Origin of the sequence: Ureibacillus chungkukjangi, assembly GCF_044795995.1 — a bacterium.
GTDB lineage: Bacteria > Bacillota > Bacilli > Bacillales_A > Planococcaceae > Ureibacillus > Ureibacillus chungkukjangi.
The window spans coordinates 2897143-2921842 of the sequence record NZ_CP085009.1 but is presented as its reverse complement, the minus strand read 5'-3'; the positions used below and the strand labels follow the sequence as shown (position 1 = coordinate 2921842).

Below are 24700 nucleotides of genomic sequence, written 5' to 3'. Positions count from 1 at the left end.
TTTTCAATTATTCATGTAAACCACATTCTGTTTTATTTGAACCAGACCATCTACCTGAACGTAAATCGTCCATAGTGAAGGCAGGTTTTGTACAGTGAGAGCAGCCGATACTTGGGTAGCCTTGGTCATGTAGTGGGTTATAAGTTAAATTGTGTTTACTTACATAACGCCAGACATCCTTCCATGTCCAGTGGATTAAAGGACAGATCTTGACTGATTCAAATTTATTATCTTTATTGATAAACTCGGTATTTTTTCGAGTATCAGATTGTTCACGACGCAAGCCAGAAATCCATGCCTTAGAACCACTTAAAGTTTCTTTTAGTGGTGTAAGCTTTCGAATCTCACAGCATTTGTTCGGATTTGTTTTCCAAAGCTCCTCGCCAAATTGCTGTGCTTGCTCTTCTAAAGTAATAGCAGGCTTTTTCAGTTCAATTTGCAGAAGAGGATATTTTTCTTTTACTTTTTCGATTGTTTCGTAGGTTTCTTTAAAATGTACGTCTGTATCTAAAAAGATAATTTTTGCATCAGGCTTCACCTTGGCGATTAAATCGATAAGTACAATTCCTTCAATACCAAAGCTACATGCATACACAACTTCATCGCCATAGTGAGAGTAAGCCCATTCTAAAACGTTTAATGCACCCTTATAGACTTCATCTACTTCAAATTGAAACGTAGAAACGTCCCAACTAGTGTAAGTTAGCATAAAGTACCTCCTTAAAAATAAAAATAAGGCGTTTTAATACAACCCAAAAGAAAAGCTGGGGTGATATTAAAACGCCTCTAGTGTGTCTAGTCAGCATTATTATTCATATTGTATGCCAAAAAATTTCCAAAGACTGTGTATCTTTGTTTAAAGTATACTATTTTTATAGAAATAGTCAAATTAAATTTTCAAATATTAAAATTTTGAAAAAACTTCTAATTCCTTGTTGACTTATCGGATAAATTGGATTATTGTAAATTTCAAATACAACAGCAGTTTTTAAAGGGCACACAAAAAAATAAGTACCGATCAGACACACTGAAGGTTGCACCGTTTCCTATTTTTTAATAGGGGATGTATGCAGCCTTTTTACTATTTAAAGGGGGAAAGAGAACATGAGAAAAAAGAAGAAATCTGTTTTACTAGCAGGAGTTATTTCAAGTGCATTGTTTTTAGCAGCTTGTGGTGGTGACAAACAGGTAAGTAGTGATGGAAAATTTGAAATTTTAAATGTCTCATATGATCCAACGCGTGAGCTATATGTTGAGTTTAACCAAGCTTTTGCAGAGTCTTGGAAGGAACAGACAGGGCAGGATGTAACATTCCAGCAATCCCATGGAGGCTCAGGTAAGCAAGGTCGTGCTGTGATTGATGGACTTGAAGCTGATGTTGTGACTCTAGCGCTAGCCTACGATATTGATGAGATTGCTCAATCACGCCAATTATTAAATGAGGACTGGCAAACAGAGTTTGAACACAATTCGTCTCCATACACTTCGACAATGGTCTTTCTAGTTCGTAAAGGAAATCCGAAGGGCATTAAAGACTGGGACGATTTAGTACGAGATGATGTATCAGTTATTACACCAAACCCAAAAACAAGTGGTGGGGCTCGCTGGAATTACCTTGCAGCTTGGGGCTATGCAGAGAAAAAGTTTAATGGTGATGAAAAGCAAACACAGGAGTTTATGAAGCAACTATTTGGAAATGTAGAGGTTCTAGATTCAGGTGCCCGTGGCTCAACTACAACATTTGTTGAACGAGAGATTGGGGATGTCTTAATCGCATGGGAAAATGAAGCTTATTTATCTATTAATGAGTTAGGTGTAGATGAGTTTGAAATTATTACACCTTCTTTAAGTATATTAGCTGAACCACCTGTAGCGATTGTTGACAAAGTTGTAGATAAAAAAGGTACTCGTGAGGTAGCACAAGCTTATTTAGAATACTTGTATTCTGAGGAAGGTCAGGAAATTGCAGCTAAAAATTACTACCGTCCACGAAATGAAGAAGTACTTGAAAAGTATAAAGATCAATTCCAATCATTAGAATTAATCACAATTGAGGATTTTGGAGGCTGGCAAGAAGCTCAAAAAACACATTTTGCTGATGGCGGTACCTTTGACGAAATCTATCAATAACTAAGTAGAATATTGGTGTAGAAGGAGGCTGCTAAATTGGAAGCTTCCTTACACTCTTTTTAACTAGCATTAAACTAATAAGGGCTAGAGGAGGTACATATGGAGTTAACATTAAAAAAACGTAAAAGGAACACAATCATACCAGGCTTCAGCTTAACTCTTGGATATACAATGCTGTATTTAAGTGTTATTGTGCTGCTTCCATTATCAATGGTTTTCTTTAATACATTATCCTTGAGCTGGAGTGAATTGTGGGAAACGATAGCACATCCTCGAGCAGTTGCTTCCTATAAGTTAAGCTTTGGCACAGCATTAGCGGCAGGATTAATAAATGTGGTGTTTGGAACGATTATTGCATGGGTGTTGGTTCGTTATCAGTTTCCTGGAAAGAGAATCGTTGATGGATTAGTAGATTTACCATTTGCTTTACCAACAGCAGTTGCTGGTATTGCGCTTGCAACCTTATATTCACCAAATGGTTGGATTGGTCAGTTCTTTGATTTTAAGATTGCCTTTACACCCATTGGAATCGTTATTGCACTTATTTTTATAGGCTTACCTTTTGTCGTGCGAACTGTACAGCCGGTGCTGCAAAACCTTAGTAGAGAAATTGAGGAAGCTTCAGCGAGTCTAGGTGCCACTCGGCTTCAAACCTTTACAAAAGTAATTTTTCCGGAGCTACTTCCTGCGATTATAACTGGATTTTCATTAGCCTTTGCACGTTCTTTAGGAGAGTATGGTTCTGTCGTATTCATAGCTGGCAATATGCCGATGAAAACTGAAATTACACCACTTATCATTATGACGAAGCTGGAGCAGTACGATTATGTTGGAGCAACAGCCATTGCAACAGTGATGCTTGTTACCTCGTTTGCTCTACTATTGCTTATCAATATAATCCAATGGTATACAAACCGTAAATTTAATGTGCAGTAAGGGGGGATAGGAATGACAAAACCTTTAGAAGTGAAGCAGGAATCTTCTATATCAATACGCTCTGGAGCTACGAAGTCTTATGCTCTACAGGAGTCAGCATTTGTTAAATGGTCGTTAATTACGATTTCACTAGTTTTTCTATCATTATTTTTAATCTTGCCATTGGTTTCAATCTTTGTTACAGCCTTAGAGAAGGGATGGGCAACCTATGTAGCCTCCATTACAAATCCTGATGCTCTTGCAGCTATTAAACTTACATTGACAGTAGTTTTAATTGTTGTGCCTCTAAATGCAATTTTTGGAATCGTAGCAGCATGGGCAATAACGAAATTCTCCTTCAAGGGAAAGAACGTATTAATTACATTAATCGATTTACCCTTTGCTGTATCTCCGGTTATTGCCGGGTTAGTCTTTATCTTATTATTTGGTGCTCAAGGCGTATTTGGTGATTGGCTATTTCAAAATGATATAAAAATAGTTTTTGCATTGCCAGGTATTGTCATAGCAACGATGTTTGTCACATTCCCATTTGTAGCAAGAGAGCTTATTCCTTTAATGCAAATGCAGGGGATTACCGAGGAGGAAGCATCCATTTCCCTAGGTGCAAGTGGGTGGAAGACGTTCTTCTTAGTGACGCTGCCAAATATTAAATGGGGATTATTATATGGATTGATATTATGTAACGCGCGGACAATTGGAGAATTTGGAGCGGTGTCTGTTGTATCTGGCCATATTCGAGGGATGACAAATACGATGCCACTGCATATTGAGATTTTGTATAACGAATATCAATTTACATCAGCATTTGCAGTTGCTTCACTCATGTCGATTCTAGCAATTATTACGATTATTATAAAAAATATTATTGAGTGGAAAGTAAAAGACGTATAGGGAGGTTAAAAAATGAGTATTCATATTCAAAATGTTTCAAAGGCATTCGGTTCATTTCAAGCGTTAGAGGATATTTCAATTGATATCGAATCGGGGGAGCTGATTGCACTTTTAGGGCCATCAGGTTCAGGAAAAACAACCCTATTACGAATCTTAGCTGGCTTGGAAGGATTGGATGAAGGGGCGATATTGTTCGATGGACAAAATATTACAAATGTAAGCCCAAAGGAAAGAGAAGTTGGATTTGTTTTCCAGCATTATGCCCTATTCCGACATATGACTGTATTTGATAATGTCGCATATGGTTTAAAGGTACGTCCACGTAAAACGCGCCCTTCAAAGGAAGAAATCAAAAAGAAGGTGACAGAGCTTTTGGCACTTGTGAAGCTGGATAATTTCGCAGATCGCTATCCTTCGCAGCTTTCTGGTGGTCAGCGTCAACGCGTTGCATTAGCTCGAGCACTAGCAGTAGAACCAAAGGTATTGTTATTAGATGAACCGTTTGGCGCCTTAGATGCAAAGGTACGAAAAGAGCTTCGTCGCTGGCTACGTAAACTTCACAATGAATTCCATGTAACAAGTATTTTTGTAACACACGATCAAGAGGAAGCACTTGATGTTGCTAATCGAATCATTGTGATGAATAACGGAAAAATTGAACAGGTTGGTACACCGGAAGAAGTGTATGAGCATCCCAATAGTCCCTTTGTTTATGATTTCTTAGGGAACGTAAATCTATTTAGAGGTCGATTGCATAAAGGAAAGCTAACTCAAGGGGAATTTGAAATAGATGTACCAACTTACTTAGATTCTCATGACGATGCTGTAGGCTATGTTCGACCACATGATATTCAAATTGAAAAAGAGCAGCTTAATAATGAATCAGTGGCTGCTAAAATTGTGCATATCCATATGGTAGGCCCAATTGTACAAATCGAACTAAAGCGTGAGGATGTCGATGAATATCTAGAAGCTGAAATACCAAAGGAACACTATAAACAATTACACATAAAAAATGGAGACACTGTCTATATCAGACCAAAACAGCTGAGAGTGTTTATTCCTGAGGATTATTCAATCTAAGCTGTATTAAACAGTTCGATTTACGCCATAAGCGTAATCGAGCTTTTTTTATCTTTAGAAGTAAAAATCCCATCCTTAATCTCTAGATGTAGAGCTGTGATTTTCTAAGTTAAATCGTTTATAATTTTACTTAGAGAATTTATGGGGAATACATAAAGAAAATGAAAATAAGGTAAAATAGAGGAATAAAATATGATAAAAATTGGATTAACTGGATGGGGGGATCATCCCTCGATATATAGTACAACTTCAACTCGAAGAGATAAGCTTTTTGACTATAGTGGCCATTTTCCGATAGTGGAATTAGATACATCGTTTTACGCTTTATAGGTATTGAAATGGGCAATATGTTATCTTTAATTCGATTTATACTCAACCCCTTGAAAACAAGGGGTTTTTTAATTGCCCAATTAGAAGAAATGTGGGTAAAATGGTATTGTTCGGAATATTCTTTTAAATGAGGGAGATCCTTGGAGAAATTTACTTGTGGTAGGTATAAATATGTAGTGAAAGAAACAGAAACCAAAGAAGTGTTTAATAATAATGTAACAACTATTAGAACTGTGAATATAGGTATTAAAGATTTGATAAATGATATAGTGTTCCCGCACCCAATAACTGATTTTATAAGAGTCAAATATGAGTATTCAGGAAAGTCAGTCAACTCTCAAATAGCACCTGCTAGAGTAATATGTAGATTTTTAAACTATATATTAGAAAGGGTTTCAAATGAAGATCTAAATTTTATAACACTTAAAGAAGGTGGATTGAAGGAGTTAAAGTACATACATGGAAGCAAATATATTACTTTTTTAACAAAGTCGGGCAAGACAAGAAATACAGTACAGTACAGTGAAAACTACTTGAAAGTTTTTTATCAATATTTATTTGAAAAAGAGATTATCTCGCCCGAGTTTGAAATGAGGACTTTTCTTGATAATAATAAGAATCTAGTTATACAATCCCCCTTTCGTCACTCTGCGTTTTCAACGAGATTTCCTAGTAATAAAATGAAAAGCCATAATTTAATGTCAAAATTAAAGGATTTTGGGGACAATAGATATTCATTGGTTAATGAGTTTATATTAAAAGCAAAAGAGATTGCGCCGGAAATAGCATTTGGAATAGCTCTACAATTCTATGGGGGAATACGACGTGGAGAAGCAGTAAATTTGATAAAAGATAATTTAAAAGCAAAATACAGGGAATCTCTTTATGTTGAAATAAGAGATAATAGGAACATTTTATTTGGTCACCTAAAAGATACTACTAAAGAAAACCCTAAAAGATTAAATTATCTTAAAGTAAATATGGCTCAACAGACTATTTTAGATAATGATTTATTATGGGATTTATACGATTTTCATATGAAACAGTGGTATAAATACCAAGAAAAAGCACAAACACAAGCCTTATTTATTAATAATGATGGTAATGCGATATCTGGTTCAAGTTGGGACAAAAAATTTAATAAGATTAAAAAGGTATTTCTTAAAGAACTAAAATCGACTCCTGGAAGATTTGATGATTGGCAATTACTTAGTAACAATTACTGGTCATCTCATATTGGTCGAGGTAATTTTACAAACTTTTTATTGGATATGGGATTGTCTATAACACAGGTTGCAATTGCACGTGGTGATACGAGTACAGATACAGTTATTAAATATGTTGACGAAAAAGTAACTTCAAAGGCTCTAATAGATGCTCTAAATGAACTGAAAAATACTCCTAAAGAAATGTTTGGAGTTGTTGATAGAGATTTAATTAAAACGCATTGGAAGGATGGTGTTTTAAAACGTGAAAAAAAATGGAAATAGATATAGATATTTAACCCCCTTTCAAGCGGGCAATCTTTCAGAAATTCCTTATTCTCAAAGTAAGATACTAAACCTCGTTAAGGAAGGTCTAATTGAAATTAATGATCAAGGCTTAATAAATATTAATTCATTAAACAAATTTATAGAAAAAGAAAAATTATTAAATGAAAAGTACATATTTATTAGAGATTTTGTGGGCGAAATTGGAATGTCTCGCGATGCTTCAATTAAACCATTTAGAGAAGGGATAATAAAACTATCTAAAGAAGGTATTGTGAAAACGGAAAATTGGAGAGAAAAATTATATGTCGAAAGAAAATTTTTAAATATTATTAATGGAAAATACAAGAAAAGAATTGAGGCTCTAAAGGACTTAAATCTTTCTTTATTTCACTATTCTAAATTTAAAGAGTATTTTAATTTAGAAGATGATATTTACTTAACTGATATACAAATTTATATGCCTATTAACTCTTATGATATTATCGAGAAATTCTTAAGGGAACATATTTCTATAAAGAAGATAAAAGAAATTAAAGGAATACCAAATAGAGTTATATTTGCTATTGCAAAACGAGAAAATGTAAAGGCTGTTAATATTGGACGGTCTTCTTTAACATACTTTCCAACTGATTGGGTAGCAAATTTAATATCTAAAAAATCCTTATTAGCTAATGGAGATTACATTACTTTAGGTAAAGCTGAAAGCTTAGATTTTCACAATAAAAATCAAAATGTAATAAGAGCATGGGCACTTAAAGGAAATATTGAATATATTAATGGTACAGATGGATATATGTATATTTCTTTAAAGTCTTTTAGAGAATACTTTACATATATAACAAAATTATTTGAAGTGAATATGCCTTTTCATGACGCAGCTGAAAAAATTATAGGTTATAGACCTGGGAATATAAGTAAATTTAGGTCGAAAATATATGAATATAATACATTATTTAGAGTAGTAAATTTAAATAAACCTGTACATGGCTATACAGATTTAATAAATAAAAGCGATGTTTACCGTTTTCTAGAAGATCATGTATCTCTTAATGACCTTACAGAGACACACAATTTATCATATTCAATAGTTGTAAGATTAGCAAAAGAATATGGTATTGAAAATATTACATTTAGTCAATCTAGGAATCATCAATTTTATCGTAAAAGAAAAATAGAGAATATAATTAAAAAATATTTAAATATTGATAACTATTATTCAAAGCAACAAGTTATAAAATTACTAAATTTAACGGTGAGTACCTATTACAAGTTGTTAGATGAAGAAAATCTTAAGCCGGTTATTACAAATAAAATGGTTGCTTATTTTGATAAAGACAAAATACATGATTTAAAAGTACGGCAATTAGAATACAGAGAGAAGTATTATTCTAATAGAGAGATAAGGAAAATGTTTGGGACTTTTTATTATAAACATCAAATGCGAGAATTTATTTTAAAAGGAAACACACTAATTAGAACAGCATTCGATGATGCATTATCAGTTGAAAACTTTTATTTAAAAGAACCTGTTAATCAAATTTATAAAGAATATATATTAAGAAAACAAATCTCACAAATTGATTATTCAGACCCAGTCGAGGCCTTTAAAAGATACCAAGTAATTCTAGAAATAAATTTTTCGGAAAATATCTTGTATACCAAACAGCAATGGTACAACTTTTGCGTAGATAAATTACAATTAACTACTGGCAGTATTAAAACAACGACTAGAATGGTGTCAGAGTTTGTTAAATGTACTTCTCATTTGGTTAGTATTACTCAAGAAAAGGAGCTTTATGAATTAACGGCAAACTCGATTAATTTGAAATTGTTTAATATAAATAAAGTTACTGTTAGTCAACAAAGGTACTTACATACATTCTTGAAAGAATATTATGCTGTTCTGAAAATGAACAATAAACCTGTATTTAGATTTGATTGGATTACTAACCCTTATAATTATTCAAGCGAACAAATTGAAAAAGGAATATATGATTTTGCTGAATATCAAGAACTATTTAATTATGTTAATAATGTCGAATTACATAAAATGAAAGCTATCTCAGATGTTAGCAATGTAAATGATAGAGAATACTCTAATTATTCATCTTCTTGGTTATATGTATTAGTACATATGAACAATGCATGGAGACATTCAGATGTTATTCATAATATACCACGTATAAATTTAGAGGAATTACACGATTTGAATTTTGATGAGAAGTGGTTTATAGATAATAATCTATCGGATTCGCAAGCTAATTTAGTAGTTAATCAAATAATTCGTAAAGATATAAAAGTATCCAAAACTCAAGCTACTTCACATTTCTTTTGCTCAGATGACTTAAGAGTTTCTTTTGCTACTGCTGCAATTTTATGTGAAATAAGAACAAGAAAAATTGAAATGGGGCTATTATCAAATTCTAAGGAAAAGAAAATTAATCACATTATAAACTTTTCAAATAAGAACCAGGTATTTAACGAAATAAAACATAGAGAATTTTTTGCTGAATTTTATGATACTGAATTTGTTTTTAGAAGTAGAAAAATGAATAGATCTCTATTGTCTTATTTATATGTGTTATTAGTGAAAAAAGGAAAAAGTAGTGCTGCACTTGAAATAGCTCAGAGACTAAGGTCACATGAAGATTTTGAAACTACAAATATTTATATTGATATACCTCAAGTGGAAATTGATCATCTATCACGTCAGTTATTTCAAAGAAAAGAATTTGGATTCATACCTAATCTAATTGCAGAAGTCATATTTGGAGAGTTAACTAATAGAGAACAAAGAACATCGGAAATTGAGGTACTAAGTAATAAACTGGGTGACGTACTAAAAATTGAAGCAACTTCTGGGTATGTTAACTCTATTACTGCTGATAAAAAATTAGTTGCTAATAGAATTCTATCTATGGGATTCGAAGAAGCAACAAACTTTTTATTTAGTATTCAAAATAATTTACTTCCAAGTAAAGAAGAACATTATCAATGCTTATATTCAGAGGATGGTTGTAAGAAAAGAGGATTGTCATGTAAGAATTGCCCATTTTCTATACCAAATTTTTATGCTCTTTCTTCCTTAACAAGCAGTATTGAAGAATTAATAATTAATTTCAAAGAGGATTTTGAAAATTCCGCTTTATCAGCAGAGAAAAAAAGAATTTCAAATATACTTTCTTTTCAGTTAGATCTATTAGATGAAGCAATAGATAAATTTGGAAAAATAGAAGTATTTAAGTTTTTTGATGGTGAAATGAAGGGATTCTTTGATTTATTACTTCAATTAGATGAAATACCAGGGATTGAAGGTTACTTATAAAATATATAGTTTAGGTTGTGATTTAAATTGGGAAATTTAAATTTGGAAGATTACACCAAATTTCACCTGGATGAAGAAATACCCTCCTTGCCTGAGGAGTTGTTTTCGTTAGACTTAGCAGTATCAAGGGCAATGGAACAATTAGATATTCTTAAAAAAAACACTGGATTCTATTTATTTTCAATAGAAGAGGATTTTTGGGAGTTGGAGAGCCATCTTCAAAAAGGAGTTAAAATCTATTTAGACTTTTCATTGATAGAAAAATATAAAGAGTTTCCAGATATTCCTAAGGATATTAAGTTAATTACAAAATGTTGGATTATTGAACTATTAACTAAAGTCTATCCAATTACTGCTAAAAAGGGATATTCTGATTTATTAAGAGCATTAGAATTAAGTAATGGATTTCAAGAAAATAAAGTAGATTTTTTAATTAGGAGTATAAAAAACTTTAAAACGACTACTGGGGATAAAGTAATGGAAGAAACAAAGAAGAGCTTTATTAGAAGCTTAATAAATTTTTTTATTTATACAGATATACCAGTAAGCGATAGCTATTCTCCTAAATTAAATGAAATGTATAGTAAAATTAGAGAAAAGACAAGAGCTAGAATCCTTCCACCTGCAAAAGAAATATTAATTTTTTCACATTACATTGAAGAATATTATGGTTATTTAAGGCTTATGCAAGCTTCATTAGATGAAAAAATTTTTTATTACCCCATTATCATTTGGTGGAAGTTGACAACAATAATACCATTAAGGGCATCTGAATTTTGCTTAATAACTAGGGATTGCCTAATATATGAGGATAATAAATATAAAATTAGATTACCTAGGAGTAAAGAAGATTTTAACCCAAACAGGATACAAATAATTGATATAGTTGAGGTAACAAAAGAGATATATTTTTTAATAAAGGATTATATTGATTTAACGGATCCATATGGCCATTCTGAAACTTTAATCTCTTATAGAGCATTAATTTTTGCAGATAAAAGAGGTAATCGTAGTAGCTTAAAAGCAGATACTACATACTTTCATAATGGAATATTATCACAGTTATTAAGAAGATTCTATAAGAATATAATTGAAGAAAAGTATAATCAATATGTTCCATATGAAAATAGACTCACACCTAATTTAACTAGACATATAGCATTTAGTTCTCTAATGATGCAGGGTATATCCCCTATTGAAATAGCTCGTTTAGGTGGTCATAAAACAATCACGGCACAATATCACTATTCATTTCATACTGAGTATTGGGTAGATTCAGAGGTTTTCAATTTAATGAAAAAGTTTAAGTATTCTGTGGGAATTTCAAAATCCGATAATGTAAATTATATCCCTGATACAATAAAATTAGTGGCTTATCTTGGTATACCTAATGGAAAAAAGAAAGAACATGATTTAGACATAGGTTTTTGTATTGATAAGGATCAAACTTGTGAAACAAATGAATGTATTTATGGATGTAGTCATTGGCGTATAACTCCAAAAGAAATTCTAGAAAAAGAACATTTAATAAAAGAAAAATTAAGAAAAAAAAGAAGCAATATTAATGAGTTACAGACATTTTTGATAAATATTCACAAGCAAATCTTATCTGATGAAATTACAAGGAGAAATCCAAGCACGTTTAATTTGATGAAAACAAAAGCTGAACAATTAAAAGAAGAGATATATGAGCTTGCAAGTATTGAAATGTTAAATATTGGTGGTGAATTTTAAAAATGGCTAGAAAGCTTACTCTCTCTGAAAAAGAAGTAGAAGAAATTATTGGTCTGTATAAAACAGAGAAGAATCAAATGGGTAGAATAGAATATCTAGAAGTATTTCGTTTTAACAAGGAATTATATGAAGAAGGAAGAGTTAAAAGTTCAATGAGTGATGACTTTTGGAGAAAAAAAGGTCGCTTAGGGAAAATAAAGATTGACGAGGCAAATGAAATCTTTAGACATAAGCTTGATACTTCAGAAGATAGTAAAATACTTATACCAAGTGTAAGTGATGTCATTTATAAAAATAATGGAGATATAAATACTCTACTGAATGAACTAATACCTATTGAAAAAGAACTTTTTAATAGCATTCAACGAGAAAACAAGTTTAAGATAGCAAATAAAAAACTAGAAGAACAAATGATGAAGCTTAAACAAAATAATCATACGTTAAATAAACGTGTAGAAATTTTAGAGGACACTCTTTTTAAAATATTTCGATTTAGTAGTTTTGAGAATGTGCCAATCATAAATTTTTTAGAAATAGGAGAAGAAGAATCAGAATTAGTTAAAGAAGCATTAAATGGAATGTTCGAAAGACCCACTGAATTTATTAATTGGTACAGTGAACAGAGTTTGCAAAATGAAAAAAAACAGAATAGTAAAATTGTGGAGATAACTGAAGGGAATAAGATATCAAATAAGATTAAAAGTAGATATAGAACGTAATATTTAGGAACAAAACAAGTGAATTGATAAAAAAGGATAAAACAGCTTGATGTTTAAATTACAAGCTGTTTTATTCCTCAAAAATCAACCAATTTTTAATTCAGCTATTTTTGTGGATTTTTATTCCTCTTTTCTCAGGATAAATACCATAGACATTCCATGTTTCCAAAATACAATCTTTTAAAGGTTCTATTTCTTCGACTTTTTTCCAATTTGGATATGTTTCATTTAAACCTCTTAGTGCTGACTTTAAAGAGAGCCAGCAATGGTTTAAATTATAATTACTTATTAGACTATCTAACTGTTTTTCTATAATTAATGCAGTTTCTATTTCAATCCCATCTAGTTCTCCTAAAGTGGTAGAAAGAACTTTTAATAAATGACTTGTTTTGAGTTGCACTTCACCAAAAAGTTTATATATGATTAACTCTTCATTCTCATGACTTTCAATTACACGATCTATTTCTTCTTGTGTATAGTTTAATATATCTTCTATGAATTCCGGTTTTATAATGTTATCTATTCCCTTAGTAGAAACAGCCATTTTCGGAACAATATATTCGCTAAATATATTCATCGCATGAGCATTTAAAACACTATCTAAAGTTGGAGATTCAACGTCTAATTCCTCTTGGAATTCTACCATATTTGCTAAGTCATAATGTTCTTGTACATGGCATAGTTCATGATGTATGGTATTAAGTGAAATTGACTTGGTATTGTCTTCTCCAAAAAACAGGTGTAATAAAATTTCTTTTCGAAGGAACACTCTATCTTTTAATTGTCCATTAACATCAACTTCCATTGTCTTTCCAAAAGCTGTTCCCATTTCATTGTTAGTGGAACCTCTTTCTGCCATATTTTGTTCTACTTGAAAATCTATTACAGCTTTGTCAAAATCATTAGGAAAATATAAATAGTCCAACCTGGATAGATTTAAAACCTTTGCAAAGCTTTCAATAATTAACTTTTCTAACCCTTCTTTCATTTGTTCTATTATGGATTCATCAATTCCGTCGAGCTTATCAATTACAATCATTGCAAACCTCCTATAAAAATATTTTATAATAAAGAAAAACCGAAATTTATTAAATTTCGGTTTTTTGTTTTACAAACTATTTATTATTTCACAATCAATGCTGGACAATTAACGCGTTTCATTACTTTATGACTCACACTACCTAGTACCATTTCTTGTAATGCATTAAGTCCTCGACTACCGATTATAACAAGGTCTACCTTTTTATCATTGGCATATTTTACAATTTCCGGTCCTGGTTTACCATGTAGTATAGTCGTCTTATAGTTAACATTTGCATCATTAAGGAACTGTATAACTTTTGAATTTTTTTTACGGCGTTCAATATCTATTGCCTCGCTTGAACCAGAATGTAATACGTCTGATTTTGATTTATCAAAATCTACGACATATATTACATCTATAACTGAATCTTGCGTACATGAAGCAATTTTAACGGCCTCTTTTGCTGCACGAACTGCGTTCTCTGATCCGTCAGAAGCCAGTAAAATATGTTTATACATAAAAATCCTCCTTTAATGGGATGTTAAAATACCATCCAATTTGTCCATTATTTTTTTACTTGAAGCATCTATGTCTACGATTTCAACGTTAATACCTTTTTCTTTTAATGAGTCCATTACTTTAAGTAAAGCACCTACTCCAGAATCGTCCCAAATTCGACTATTAGAGAAATCAATTTGTATGTTTTTTTCTTGAATTTCTGCTTTCTTAAAGTAATCGACAAATCCGTCTGTAGAAGCGAAGAAAAGTTGCCCATTAACGATAAAACGATTTCCATCCTTGGTAATTTTCACTGTTGAAATTTTTACAACGAAGAAAATTGCACTTAAAAGTACCCCTGCAAGAACACCTTTTGATAAGTCATGAGTAAAGACTACTATGATTACAGTAGCTAACATAACAATTGCGTCAGTACGTGGAGCCTTTACTAAATATTTAAACGAACTCCAATCGAAAGTACCGATACTTACCATAATCATAATACCTACTAAAACGGGCATCGGAATTTGAACAACTAAATCACCAAGTACTAAAATCAAGAACATTAAAAATATACCTGCAATTAGAGTTGATAATCTGCCACGGCCACCAGATTTCACATTAATCACAGATTGACCGATCATCGCACATCCTGCCATTCCACCAAAGAAACCTGTAATAAAGTTAGCTATACCTTGTCCACGAGCTTCTTGGTTTTTTTTACTTTCTGTTCCAGTCATATCATCTACAATCTGTGCAGTAAGTAATGATTCTAATAAACCAACAATCGCAAGTGAAAGTGAATATGGGAAAATAATTTGTAACGTTTCAAAGCTAAAAGGAACATCTGGGATAAAGAATGACGGCAATGATTGAGTAATTGAACCCAAATCTCCTACAGTTCTTAAATCAAATCCACTATAAATTGCTACCCCTGTTAATACAACAATTGCAATTAATGGGGCTGGAATTATTTTAATGAAGCGTGGTAATGTGTATAATAGAATTAATGTAATTGCTACAAACACATATGTCATGGTTGAAATACCAATAAAATGTTCTATTTGGGCCATGAAAATTAAAATTGCTAATGCATTGACAAACCCAATCATTACAGCATTAGGGACAAACTTCATAACCTTAGCAACTTTAAATACTCCAAATAATATTTGGATAACACCCGTTAAAATTGTTGCAGCTAATAAGTAGTCTAATCCGTAATCTCGAATTAACGGAACCATTAATAAAGCCATTGCACCTGTAGCAGCTGAAATCATCCCTGGTCTTCCACCAGCGAACGCAATTACAACAGCGATTATAAAGGATGCATATAAACCGACCATTGGGTCAACGCCAGCAATAATGGAGAAGGCGATTGCCTCTGGAATTAAAGCAAGGGCAACTACAATCCCTGAGAGGATATCTCCACGAATATTACCGAACCATTGTTGTTTTAAATTTTGCATGATAAACTCCTTTTCTAAAATTCTTTAATTAGTATAACACCCATATTCCCAAAAAGGAACCCTTCCGGATACTTTGTTAGGAGCGATTAAAATGATCTACGGATATATAAGACCATTGTACGATGATAAAAAAATAGAAAAACAACATACAACTTTAAATAAAAAGTGTGATGAAATTTACTATGAGGAACATGGTTCTCCTAAGAAAAGAACACAATTAGAAGCATTACTCATGAAAATCGAACCAGGAGATATGATTTTCGTCGAAAGAATGATTGTTTTAGCTGATTCGTCAAGACATCTCTCTGAACTATTAAAAGTGTGTGAAAAAGATGATGTAACCATTCGTTTTATAAATGAAGATATTAAAAGTAATGAGTTATTGAACATTCGCTTAAATGATTTAATGGTTCATATACTGCAATTCCAGACAGATATAGTGAAACAATCAACAACAATAGGTATGGATCAAGCAAAAAGAAATGGTAAATCATTTGGTAGACCTAAAAAATCAGATGATAGCATCCAAAAAGCAATTTCAATGTATCATGCAGGATTTAAACTGCATGATATAAAAAATGAAACAGGAATAAGTAAATCCACTTTGTATCGTTACCTAGAATCTGCTGACAATAAATAACAAGTAAAAACCACACTACCCAATGGAATTTTTGTAAGTTCATGTGGAAAGTGTGGTTTTTATTATTCGCTTTCACTTACTATAATTATAATCCTGTTAATCTATAATTAAATTATTTTAAAATGGATACTATCCAACAATACTGTATAAGATAAAAAAGCCTTCAATTGAAGGCTTTTTTATCTATCATTATTCTACGTATTAGGTTCTTATTTCACTTTATAGTCAAATTGAGAACGCTCAACAGGCATGAAGCTTTCAGGAGTATAAAAACGCAGTAGATCTCCATTGATGACTCGGTCCGAGAGTTCTAATTTACGATGCACCATTTCCTGATATGCCTTTGCTTTTTCTAATTGTTCTTCTGCTAATAATAAGCCTGTTTTCGAGTCATAAAATTTCCCATCAACAAATGTAATGGTTGGACTTACAAAGTCACCATTTCGGAATGGAACAAGTTCATCATGACTTTTGGATAATAAGTCTGTTCCAAAATGTACGTAGTCCTTTGTTTCAACTCCTAATAAATGAAGAATTGTCGGTAGAATATCGATTTGTCCACCATATTGATGGCTCACTCCAGCTTCTATACCTGGCACCCGAATAAACAATGGTACTCGCTGTAACTCAGCCTTGCTAACAAACGGTGTTACTTCTTTGCCAAGCACCTGTTCCATAGCTGCATCATGATTTTGAGATATACCGTAATGGTCACCATACATAATGATAATGGATTTATCATATAAACCAGATTCCTTCAAGTAAGTAAAAAATTGCTCCAAAGCTTCATCAGCATATCGAGCTGTCTGGAAATAATTATTCACTGATTTACTACCAGTTGTATGCGGTCCAATGGTTGCCTCTTCTTGATTCATCTTATATGGATAATGATGTGATACAGTGATGAACTTCGAATAAAATGGTTGGGGCAAGGACTCCAATTTTTGAATTGATTGCTCATAGAATGGCTTATCCATTAGTCCGTAATCAGCTAATTGTTCAGGAATCATATTATAGTAGCTTGAATCAAAGAAATTATCATATCCAAAAGATTTATATATTTCATCTCTATTCCAAAAACTTCCTTTGTTTGGATGAAATACTGCCGAAGTATAACCCAGCGGTCCTAAAATAGCCGGAGCAGCATGGTATTTGTTTAAGCCTTTTATTGTAAAGGCTGAACCTTGTGGCAGACCATATAATGAATTAGACAGGATAAATTCAGCATCAGCAGTTTTCCCTTGTGCTGTTTGATGGAAAAAATTATCAAAATAAATCGTATGTTCTTCTCTTGTTAATGAATTTAAAAATGGAGTAACTTCTTCATCATGCAACTTATAGTCAATTAAAAATTCTTGTATAGATTCAAGATGCACTAGAATCACGTTCATTCCTTTACCGACTCCAAAATATTCCGGATTAGATTCAGCATAATTAGCCTGCGTAAAGTTAATCACTTCTGTAATATCATCACTATCTGCCAAAACTCTTTGCGTAGATGCTTTAGTAGTTTGAACGGCATCATAAATCGTATAATTGTACATCCCCAGATACTTCACAATATAATTACGATCGAAACCTCTTGTTAATAATTGAGGACGATCTACTTCTGCTAAGGTCAAATTTAAAATTGAAATACCTAAACCAACAACTATTATTGCCACTACGTTTCGACGCTTCATGTTAATTGCTTCGATTTTAACAAATTTAACAGTAAGTAAGAGAATTAACACAACTATATCAATAAAGAATAAAAAGTCATATGGTCTAAAAAGTGATGATATACTACTGCTTACATCTCCAAAGTTTTGTGTTTGAAATATAGTTGGTAATGTAAGGAAATCGTTAAAAAATCGATAATATAGAACATTAGCGTATAAAAGAAAGGATAGGAGAAAATCAATAACAATTAACCAAATGTATTTTTTTCTTTTTTTAAATATGCATGCCACTCCTAAAATCAGGATAGAGGAGCCTAAAGGATTTAGAAATAATAGAAACTCTTGGATTGAGTTTTCTACTCCTAAATTAAATTGCTTTAATTGAACTATATATGTCTTCATCCATAGAAAAATAACGGCCGTAATGAAAAAGACAATATATTTACTGAACATACTCTGACTTTTTTGAATTATTGTATTCATATATACCTCCATTGCAACTATAGCTATCATACTAGTAAAGTTTTGCTATTTTTCCTTACTAAAAATTTCTTCAATCATACATAATTATCAGCTTTGGTAAACTCTAAAAAAACTAACTTATCGATCTATTAGTTTACTTGTAAATTTCATTTCATTTTTTCAGTGCATTACCAAAATTACATCCATCTTACGTAGATTTACTTTTCATCCTCATAAAAGCTTGAGTCTAAAAAACTCAATAGAAAGAGTGTAACATGATTAGTCCCAAAAAAGAACCTTTTTGAGCCTCTTATTAACTATTAAATGTATGGTATTATAAAGAAAAATAGGAGCAGATAGGATAGTATGAGAAGTTAATAGGTTATACCATGCCATTTCAATCAACCTCTTTAAAACAAGATAGTCCTCCATGTGATTTATCTTTTCCTCAATAGCAATAACTATCAAAGATGATTAATCAAGAGTAAGTCTTAAAAATATAAAATAAGCGCACCTTTTCGGTACGCTCTAAATATGCCATATTTTTTTCTGTTCGGATTGAAAATAGGCCCACCTAAAAGACTGGATGGGCCTATCGTTAATATGTTTACTGTGTTAAATTGCCAGAGTTAAAAGTATTTATTTTCCTCGACTCACAAAGTTATCTTTATAGGTATTCTTCACAGCCTTATCAACAGCTTATTTCAATGGTACTTGTGTTGAATAAATGCTTTCATTATTTAAAAGCACGTGCCATATTCCATACTTATTTTCTTTATTATTTGAAAGATGTATCACATTTCTTAGTCCAGCTTCTTCTTGCTTATTCAATAGTAGCTCAATTGGCTTATTTAACGAAACAGATATGTCTTCTGTCACTTTATAAACCCCTTTTTTCGCTACTGTGACGATATCATATTGAGAGAAGACATGATTTGCAAGTTGTTTATGCACTTGCCAATCATTAGATTCTCTTAATGTGACCACAATGACCTTTTTATCTTCCCGTTCAAAATAAGTAGCAAGTGTTCGTCCAGCGGCTTTGGTAAAACCAGTCTTACCTGCAACTGCGCCATTTTGTTCCTGAACCAATCGATGTTTGTTTTGCCATGTTACACCATTCTTTTCTGAACTTTTATAATTAACGGTTGAAGTAATTTTACGAAATGAATCATTCTCTAATGCAATTTTTAACATCATCGCTGTATCATATGCGGAAGATAAATGTAGATCGTGATGTAATCCAGAAGGATTCATAAAGTAAGTGTTTTTTAATCCGTAAAGAACGGCTTTTTCATTCATTAAATCGATAAAACCTTCAAATGAACCTCCTGTATGTTCGGCTAATGCATACGCTGAGTCATTTCCTGAACGCAACATTAATCCATACAATAAAGTTTCAACCTTTATTTTCTCTCCTGGTTCTAAATAAATGGAAGATCCTTCACTTAATGCTGCTTGTCTTGATATTTTTACTTCATCGTCTAAGTTACTATTCTCAATTGCTACTAAAGCAGTCCACATTTTCGTTAAACTAGCAATTGGCATTTGAGCATGTGCATTACTTCCTGATAGAAGTCGACCTGTTTCAGCATCAATAACTGCATATGAGGCATCTGCAGATTTAGCTACTGATAAATAAACAGCCGATGAACAAATTAGAAGAAACAACAATTTAACTATAGATTTCAAAAAGTCACTCCTTTTATAGTTAATGTCCTCTGTAAATTTTTTAAAAGTGAGGCGCTCTTAGTATGTGACTGTTTAGATTTTCTACAAGTATTTTCTTTATATCTGAAAGAAAAGGAAAGTTATGTTGTTACTTGTATTCTAGCTATTTTGCATGTTCATCAGCGTACTCAGTTTACTCTTCTTTATTAACATCCATAACAACGGGTAAAATCATTGGACGGCGCTTTGTTTTTTCAAATAAATAAGGTCCTAATAGTTTTGATATAACGTTTTTCAAGCTAGACCAATTAGTTGGTTCATTTTTAATGGATTCCGTTAAATGATTTTTTAACATCTTTTGTGCTTCAGTGAGTAGTTCTCCTGATTCTCGCATATAAATAAAACCACGTGAGATAAAATCAGGACCAGATACAATGATTTTTCGTTCTGTATCGATACTTACCGCAACAATCATGATACCATCTTCAGAAAGAACACGACGGTCACGTAATACGATATTGCCAATGTCACCGATGCCATTGCCATCAATATATATATCACCTGAAGGTATTTTTCCAACTACATTTGCTTGATTAGAACTAAGGGCAAGTACATCCCCATTCTCCATAATATAAGTGTTTTCTTCTTGTACATCACATTCAACTGCTAATTGTGAATGCATTTTCAACATACGATATTCACCGTGTATTGGCATAAAGAATTTGGGCCTCATTAAACGTAACATCAACTTTTGCTCTTCCTGTGAACCATGACCAGAAGTATGGATGTTATTAATCTGACCATGAATTACTTCTGCACCTGCACGGTGTAATAAGTCGATGATCCTGTTCACACTTTTTGTATTTCCCGGTATGGGTGATGAAGAGAATATAACTGTATCGGCTGGTTGAATGCGAATTTGTCTATGTGTACCGTTTGCAATTCGAGAGAGAGCAGCTAAAGGCTCACCTTGAGATCCGGTACACAAAATCATCACTTTATTTGCAGGATAATGTTTTATACTATGAGCATCAATAAAGCTTTCTTTTGGTGCATTTATATAACCCAGCTCTTGACCAATTCTAATAGCGTTTTCCATTGAACGTCCAAAAACTGCTATCTTACGGCCATATTTAACAGCGGCATCAGTTGCTTGTTGTACTCTGTAGATGTTTGATGCAAACGTTGCAAAAATAATCCGTCCCTCTAAGTTACGAAAAATCTCATCAATACTTTGACTTACTATTCGCTCAGACATACTAAAATTTGGTTTTTCAGAATTAGTACTGTCAGACAATAGGCAAAGCACACCCGAACTTCCTATTTCCGCCATCTTTGTAATGTTAGCTGGTTGCCCAACGGGGGTAAAATCAAACTTAAAGTCTCCCGTATGAACAATGTTTCCCGGTGGTGTTTTTACAACAATACCAAATGCGTCGGGAATGCTGTGTGTTGTTCTAAAAAAGCTTACAGATGTTTTATTGAATTTGATTATATCTTCTTCACATATTTCAATCATTTTTGTGCTACGTAATAGTCCATGTTCTTTTAATTTATTTTGAAGAAGTCCTAATGCTAGTTTTCCACCGTATACTGGCACATTCACTTGACGCAATAAATAGGGAATACCCCCAATATGATCCTCATGCCCATGCGTAATAAATAGTCCTTTGATTTTTTCTATATTTCGTGTTAAATAGGTATAATCAGGTATGACTAAATCAATTCCTAATAGATCATCTTGTGGAAACTTTATACCGGCATCAATAAGAATAATTTCATCTTGAAATTGAACACCGTACGTATTTTTCCCTATTTCACCTAGTCCACCGAGTGCAAACACAGCTACTTGATCATTTTTTATAAGATTCTTTTTTATGGTAGTTCACCTCTATTATTTGTAATCATATTTGTTGCTAATATGGAAAAAGTTTTACATATTTCTTTTGTTTTATTATTACTATTTATATAATTAAAAAACCGAAATATAAGATTTCGGTTTAATTATATAAAGATTTTAATCACATATTACTTCACAATCAATACTGGACAATAAACGCGCTTCATTACTTTGTGACTGACACTTCCTATCACCATTTCCTGTAGACTGTTTAAACCACGGCTACCAATGACGACTATATCCATTTTTCTTTCGTTAGCGTACTTGATAATCTCTGGTCCTGGTAAACCATGTAAAATTGTTACCTTATAGGAAACATTATTGTCCTTTAACGCTTTCTCTACATTTTGTATTTTTTTTCGACGTTCAATCATAAGTTCATCTGCAGAAGAAGCATGTAAAACATCTTCCTTAGTCTTTTCATAGTCTGCTACATAAACTATATCAATAACAGATTCATTGGATAGACTTGCTATTTTAATTGCTTCATTGGCAGCACGTAGGGCATTATTAGAACCGTCTGCTGCTAGTAAAATGTTTTTATACATATTTTCCTCCTTAATGTGATGATGATATACCATCTAGTTGTTGAACAACCTTTTGACTAGATGTATCTAATCCTATTACTTTAGCTTCGATTCCTTCATCTCTCAACATATCTTTTACTTTAGATAATGCTGCCACTCCTGAATCATCCCAAATACGACTATTTGAGAAGTCAATTGTAATTTCTTTCTCATTAATATCTGTTGATTTAAAGTAGTCGATGAATCCATCAGTAGATGCGAAGAATAATTGACCTTTCACGATATAATGTGAATTTTTCCTTTCCACTTTTAAAGTAGATATTTTTACAACGAAGAAAATTGCACTTAAAAGCACCCCTGCAAGAACTCCTATTGATAGGTCATGCGTATACACGACAATGATGACAGTAGCTAGCATAACTATTGCATCTGTACGTGGTGCTTTCGCCAAATATTTAAATGAACTCCAGTCAAACGTACCTATACTTACCATAATCATAATCCCTACTAGCACAGACATTGGAATTTTTACAACTAGGTCTCCTAATACGATTATTAAAAACATTAGGAATGAACCAGCTACAAGTGAAGATAAACGTCCACGACCACCAGATTTTATATTAATTACTGATTGGCCAATCATCGCACATGCAGCCATTCCGCCAAAGAAACCTGTAACAACATTCGCAATTCCTTGACCACGAGCCTCTTTGTTTTTATTACTTGCTGTCCCTGTCATATCATCAACAATTTGTGCTGTTAATAGTGACTCTAGTAATCCGACAATCGCTAATGCCAATGAATATGGGAGGATAATTTGTAATGTCTCAAAATTAAATGGAACATTTGGAATTAAGAATGAAGGTAATGATTGTGTAATATTTCCTAAGTCCCCAATAGTTCGCAATTCAAAGCCACTAAACATTGCGACAGCTGTTAAAATGACAAGTGCCACAAGTGGAGCTGGAATTGCTTTTACAAAACGTGGTAAGGTATAGACAATAACTAACGTAATCGCTACAAAAACATATGTCATATTAGATATACCGATGAAATGTGGTACTTGTGCCATGAATATAAGAATAGCTAGTGCATTTACGAAGCCAATCATAACTGCATTTGGAATAAACTTCATAATCTTAGCGACTTTAAAGATACCAAATAAAATTTGAATAATCCCTGTTAGAATTGTTGCAGCTAATAAATACTCCACTCCATGATCTCTTACTAGTGGCACCATTAATAATGCCATAGCACCGGTAGCAGCTGAGATCATACCTGGACGACCACCTACAAAGGCAATAATAACTGCTACACAAAATGAAGCATATAACCCAACCATTGGGTCAACACCTGCAATAATGGAAAAGGCAATTGCTTCAGGAATTAACGCTAATGCTACTACGATTCCAGATAGAATATCCCCACGCACATTACCGAACCATTGTTGTTTTAAACTTTGCATGATAATCTCCTTTTCTTTTAAAATTCTTAGATTATCATAACACTTTTATTCCCAAAAAGTAACCCTTTTGAGACATTTGAGGAGAGATAAGAATGATTTATGGTTACAAACGCCCAATTTATAACGACAAACAATGTGAAAATCAATTAATAACTGATTCTATAATTTTTGATAAAATCTTTGAAGAATCTCACGGATTTTCGAGAAAACGCTTGCAACTTGAGGAATTATTCATGTATTTACAACAAGGAGATAAAATCTTTGTACAAAGGTTCTTTGTGCTTGCTGATTCTATTCGGCATCTAATGGAAGTTTTAAATATGTGTGAAAAAAAAGGAGTCATTATTTATTTTATAAAAGAAAAGGTGAATAGTTGTGACCTATTATCATGTTCGTTACAAGAATTACTTCATCGGATAATTGAGTTTCAACAGGATGTAGCGCGACATTCTACATTAATTGGAATGAGACGTGCAATAGAGAATGGAAAAACCATAGGAAGACCTAAAAAAAAAGATGAGAATTAAGAGAAGCTATTTCCATGGAACAGTAAATGCACTGGATTATTAAATTGATTAAAAAAAGAATTATGAATTATGAATTATCAAAGGTTATAAAATAAATTAATACTATAACCATCATAGCTATATCTAGTAAAAGGTAAGCTATAATCCTTTATCCTAGATGTTTTTCCATAATGGTGTCCAATTGTTGAATAGTATTACTCATACTTTTATTAACTTAT

The 24700-nt window shown here is 32.4% G+C and carries 19 protein-coding genes and 1 pseudogene; 11 read left to right on the top strand and 9 right to left on the bottom strand.

Annotated features, from left to right (window positions below; translation table 11 throughout):
* Window positions 1-7 precede the first annotated feature (7 nt).
* A complete protein-coding gene (locus LG296_RS14550; RefSeq protein WP_107935052.1) occupies window positions 8-709 on the bottom strand; it encodes a phosphoadenylyl-sulfate reductase in 702 nt (233 codons plus the stop codon).
* Between the two features lie 395 nt (window positions 710-1104).
* Here LG296_RS14550 and LG296_RS14545 point away from each other — a divergent pair, with 395 nt between their 5' ends.
* The 9 genes and pseudogenes from LG296_RS14545 (at window position 1105) to LG296_RS14505 (ending at window position 12641) form a co-directional block, all read left to right on the top strand.
* Window positions 1105-2130, top strand: coding sequence for a sulfate ABC transporter substrate-binding protein (locus LG296_RS14545; RefSeq protein ID WP_107935051.1), 1026 nt, complete (start codon window positions 1105-1107; stop codon window positions 2128-2130).
* A gap of 99 nt (window positions 2131-2229) precedes the next feature.
* Window positions 2230-3066 (top strand): sulfate ABC transporter permease subunit CysT, encoded by an 837-nt coding sequence (cysT, locus tag LG296_RS14540; protein ID WP_107935050.1) that lies wholly within the window; start codon window positions 2230-2232, stop codon window positions 3064-3066.
* Window positions 3067-3078: 12 nt separating this feature from the next.
* Window positions 3079-3957 (top strand): sulfate ABC transporter permease subunit CysW, encoded by an 879-nt coding sequence (cysW, locus tag LG296_RS14535; protein WP_107935049.1) that lies wholly within the window; start codon window positions 3079-3081, stop codon window positions 3955-3957.
* 12 nt (window positions 3958-3969) lie between these two features.
* Window positions 3970-5040, top strand: a complete 1071-nt coding sequence (locus LG296_RS14530; RefSeq protein ID WP_107935048.1) for a sulfate/molybdate ABC transporter ATP-binding protein — start codon at window positions 3970-3972, stop codon at window positions 5038-5040.
* 192 nt (window positions 5041-5232) lie between these two features.
* A pseudogene (locus LG296_RS14525) lies at window positions 5233-5367 on the top strand (DUF72 domain-containing protein); the annotation flags it as partial.
* Between the two features lie 179 nt (window positions 5368-5546).
* Window positions 5547-6860, top strand: a complete 1314-nt coding sequence (locus tag LG296_RS14520) for a site-specific integrase (RefSeq protein WP_251399493.1) — start codon at window positions 5547-5549, stop codon at window positions 6858-6860.
* On the top strand, window positions 6841-10188 hold the full coding sequence (locus tag LG296_RS14515) for a hypothetical protein (RefSeq protein WP_107935046.1): 3348 nt from the start codon (window positions 6841-6843) through the stop codon (window positions 10186-10188). Before LG296_RS14520 ends, LG296_RS14515 begins: the two co-directional genes overlap by 20 nt.
* Before the next feature lie 27 nt (window positions 10189-10215).
* Complete coding sequence (locus tag LG296_RS14510; protein WP_107935045.1) at window positions 10216-11922, top strand: site-specific integrase; 1707 nt, start codon at window positions 10216-10218, stop codon at window positions 11920-11922.
* A gap of 2 nt (window positions 11923-11924) precedes the next feature.
* Complete coding sequence (locus LG296_RS14505; protein WP_107935044.1) at window positions 11925-12641, top strand: hypothetical protein; 717 nt, start codon at window positions 11925-11927, stop codon at window positions 12639-12641.
* 100 nt (window positions 12642-12741) lie between these two features.
* On the opposite strand, the gene LG296_RS14500 is transcribed toward LG296_RS14505, so the two are convergent.
* The 3 genes from LG296_RS14500 to LG296_RS14490 all read right to left on the bottom strand — a co-directional run bounded on the left by LG296_RS14500 (window position 12742) and on the right by LG296_RS14490 (window position 15629).
* The gene (locus tag LG296_RS14500; protein ID WP_107935043.1) at window positions 12742-13680 is read right to left on the bottom strand and encodes a hypothetical protein; all 939 of its coding nucleotides are present in this window, start codon (window positions 13678-13680) and stop codon (window positions 12742-12744) included.
* 83 nt (window positions 13681-13763) lie between these two features.
* Complete coding sequence (locus LG296_RS14495; RefSeq protein ID WP_107935042.1) at window positions 13764-14183, bottom strand: universal stress protein; 420 nt, start codon at window positions 14181-14183, stop codon at window positions 13764-13766.
* 12 nt (window positions 14184-14195) lie between these two features.
* Window positions 14196-15629, bottom strand: coding sequence for a SulP family inorganic anion transporter (locus tag LG296_RS14490; protein WP_285842486.1), 1434 nt, complete (start codon window positions 15627-15629; stop codon window positions 14196-14198).
* A gap of 91 nt (window positions 15630-15720) precedes the next feature.
* On the opposite strand from LG296_RS14490, the gene LG296_RS14485 reads away from it, so the two are divergent.
* Window positions 15721-16269, top strand: coding sequence for a recombinase family protein (locus LG296_RS14485; protein WP_107935040.1), 549 nt, complete (start codon window positions 15721-15723; stop codon window positions 16267-16269).
* Window positions 16270-16478: 209 nt separating this feature from the next.
* On the opposite strand, the gene LG296_RS14480 is transcribed toward LG296_RS14485, so the two are convergent.
* The 5 genes from LG296_RS14480 to LG296_RS14460 form a co-directional block, all read right to left on the bottom strand.
* Window positions 16479-18413 carry an LTA synthase family protein gene (locus tag LG296_RS14480; protein WP_107935039.1) on the bottom strand — a complete coding sequence of 645 codons (1935 nt, stop codon included), beginning with the start codon at window positions 18411-18413 and terminating at the stop codon, window positions 16479-16481.
* Between the two features lie 678 nt (window positions 18414-19091).
* The gene (locus tag LG296_RS14475; RefSeq protein WP_248283774.1) at window positions 19092-20084 is read right to left on the bottom strand and encodes a D-alanyl-D-alanine carboxypeptidase family protein; all 993 of its coding nucleotides are present in this window, start codon (window positions 20082-20084) and stop codon (window positions 19092-19094) included.
* Window positions 20085-20256: 172 nt separating this feature from the next.
* Complete coding sequence (gene rnjA / locus LG296_RS14470; protein ID WP_107935038.1) at window positions 20257-21927, bottom strand: ribonuclease J1; 1671 nt, start codon at window positions 21925-21927, stop codon at window positions 20257-20259.
* A 164-nt stretch (window positions 21928-22091) separates the two neighbouring features.
* A complete protein-coding gene (locus tag LG296_RS14465) occupies window positions 22092-22511 on the bottom strand; it encodes a universal stress protein (protein ID WP_107935037.1) in 420 nt (139 codons plus the stop codon).
* A 10-nt stretch (window positions 22512-22521) separates the two neighbouring features.
* Window positions 22522-23955 carry a SulP family inorganic anion transporter gene (locus LG296_RS14460; RefSeq protein WP_285842490.1) on the bottom strand — a complete coding sequence of 478 codons (1434 nt, stop codon included), beginning with the start codon at window positions 23953-23955 and terminating at the stop codon, window positions 22522-22524.
* A gap of 92 nt (window positions 23956-24047) precedes the next feature.
* Here LG296_RS14460 and LG296_RS14455 point away from each other — a divergent pair, with 92 nt between their 5' ends.
* Entirely contained in the window at window positions 24048-24482 is a 435-nt protein-coding gene (locus LG296_RS14455; protein WP_107935035.1) for a recombinase family protein, read from the top strand.
* Window positions 24483-24700 lie beyond the last annotated feature (218 nt).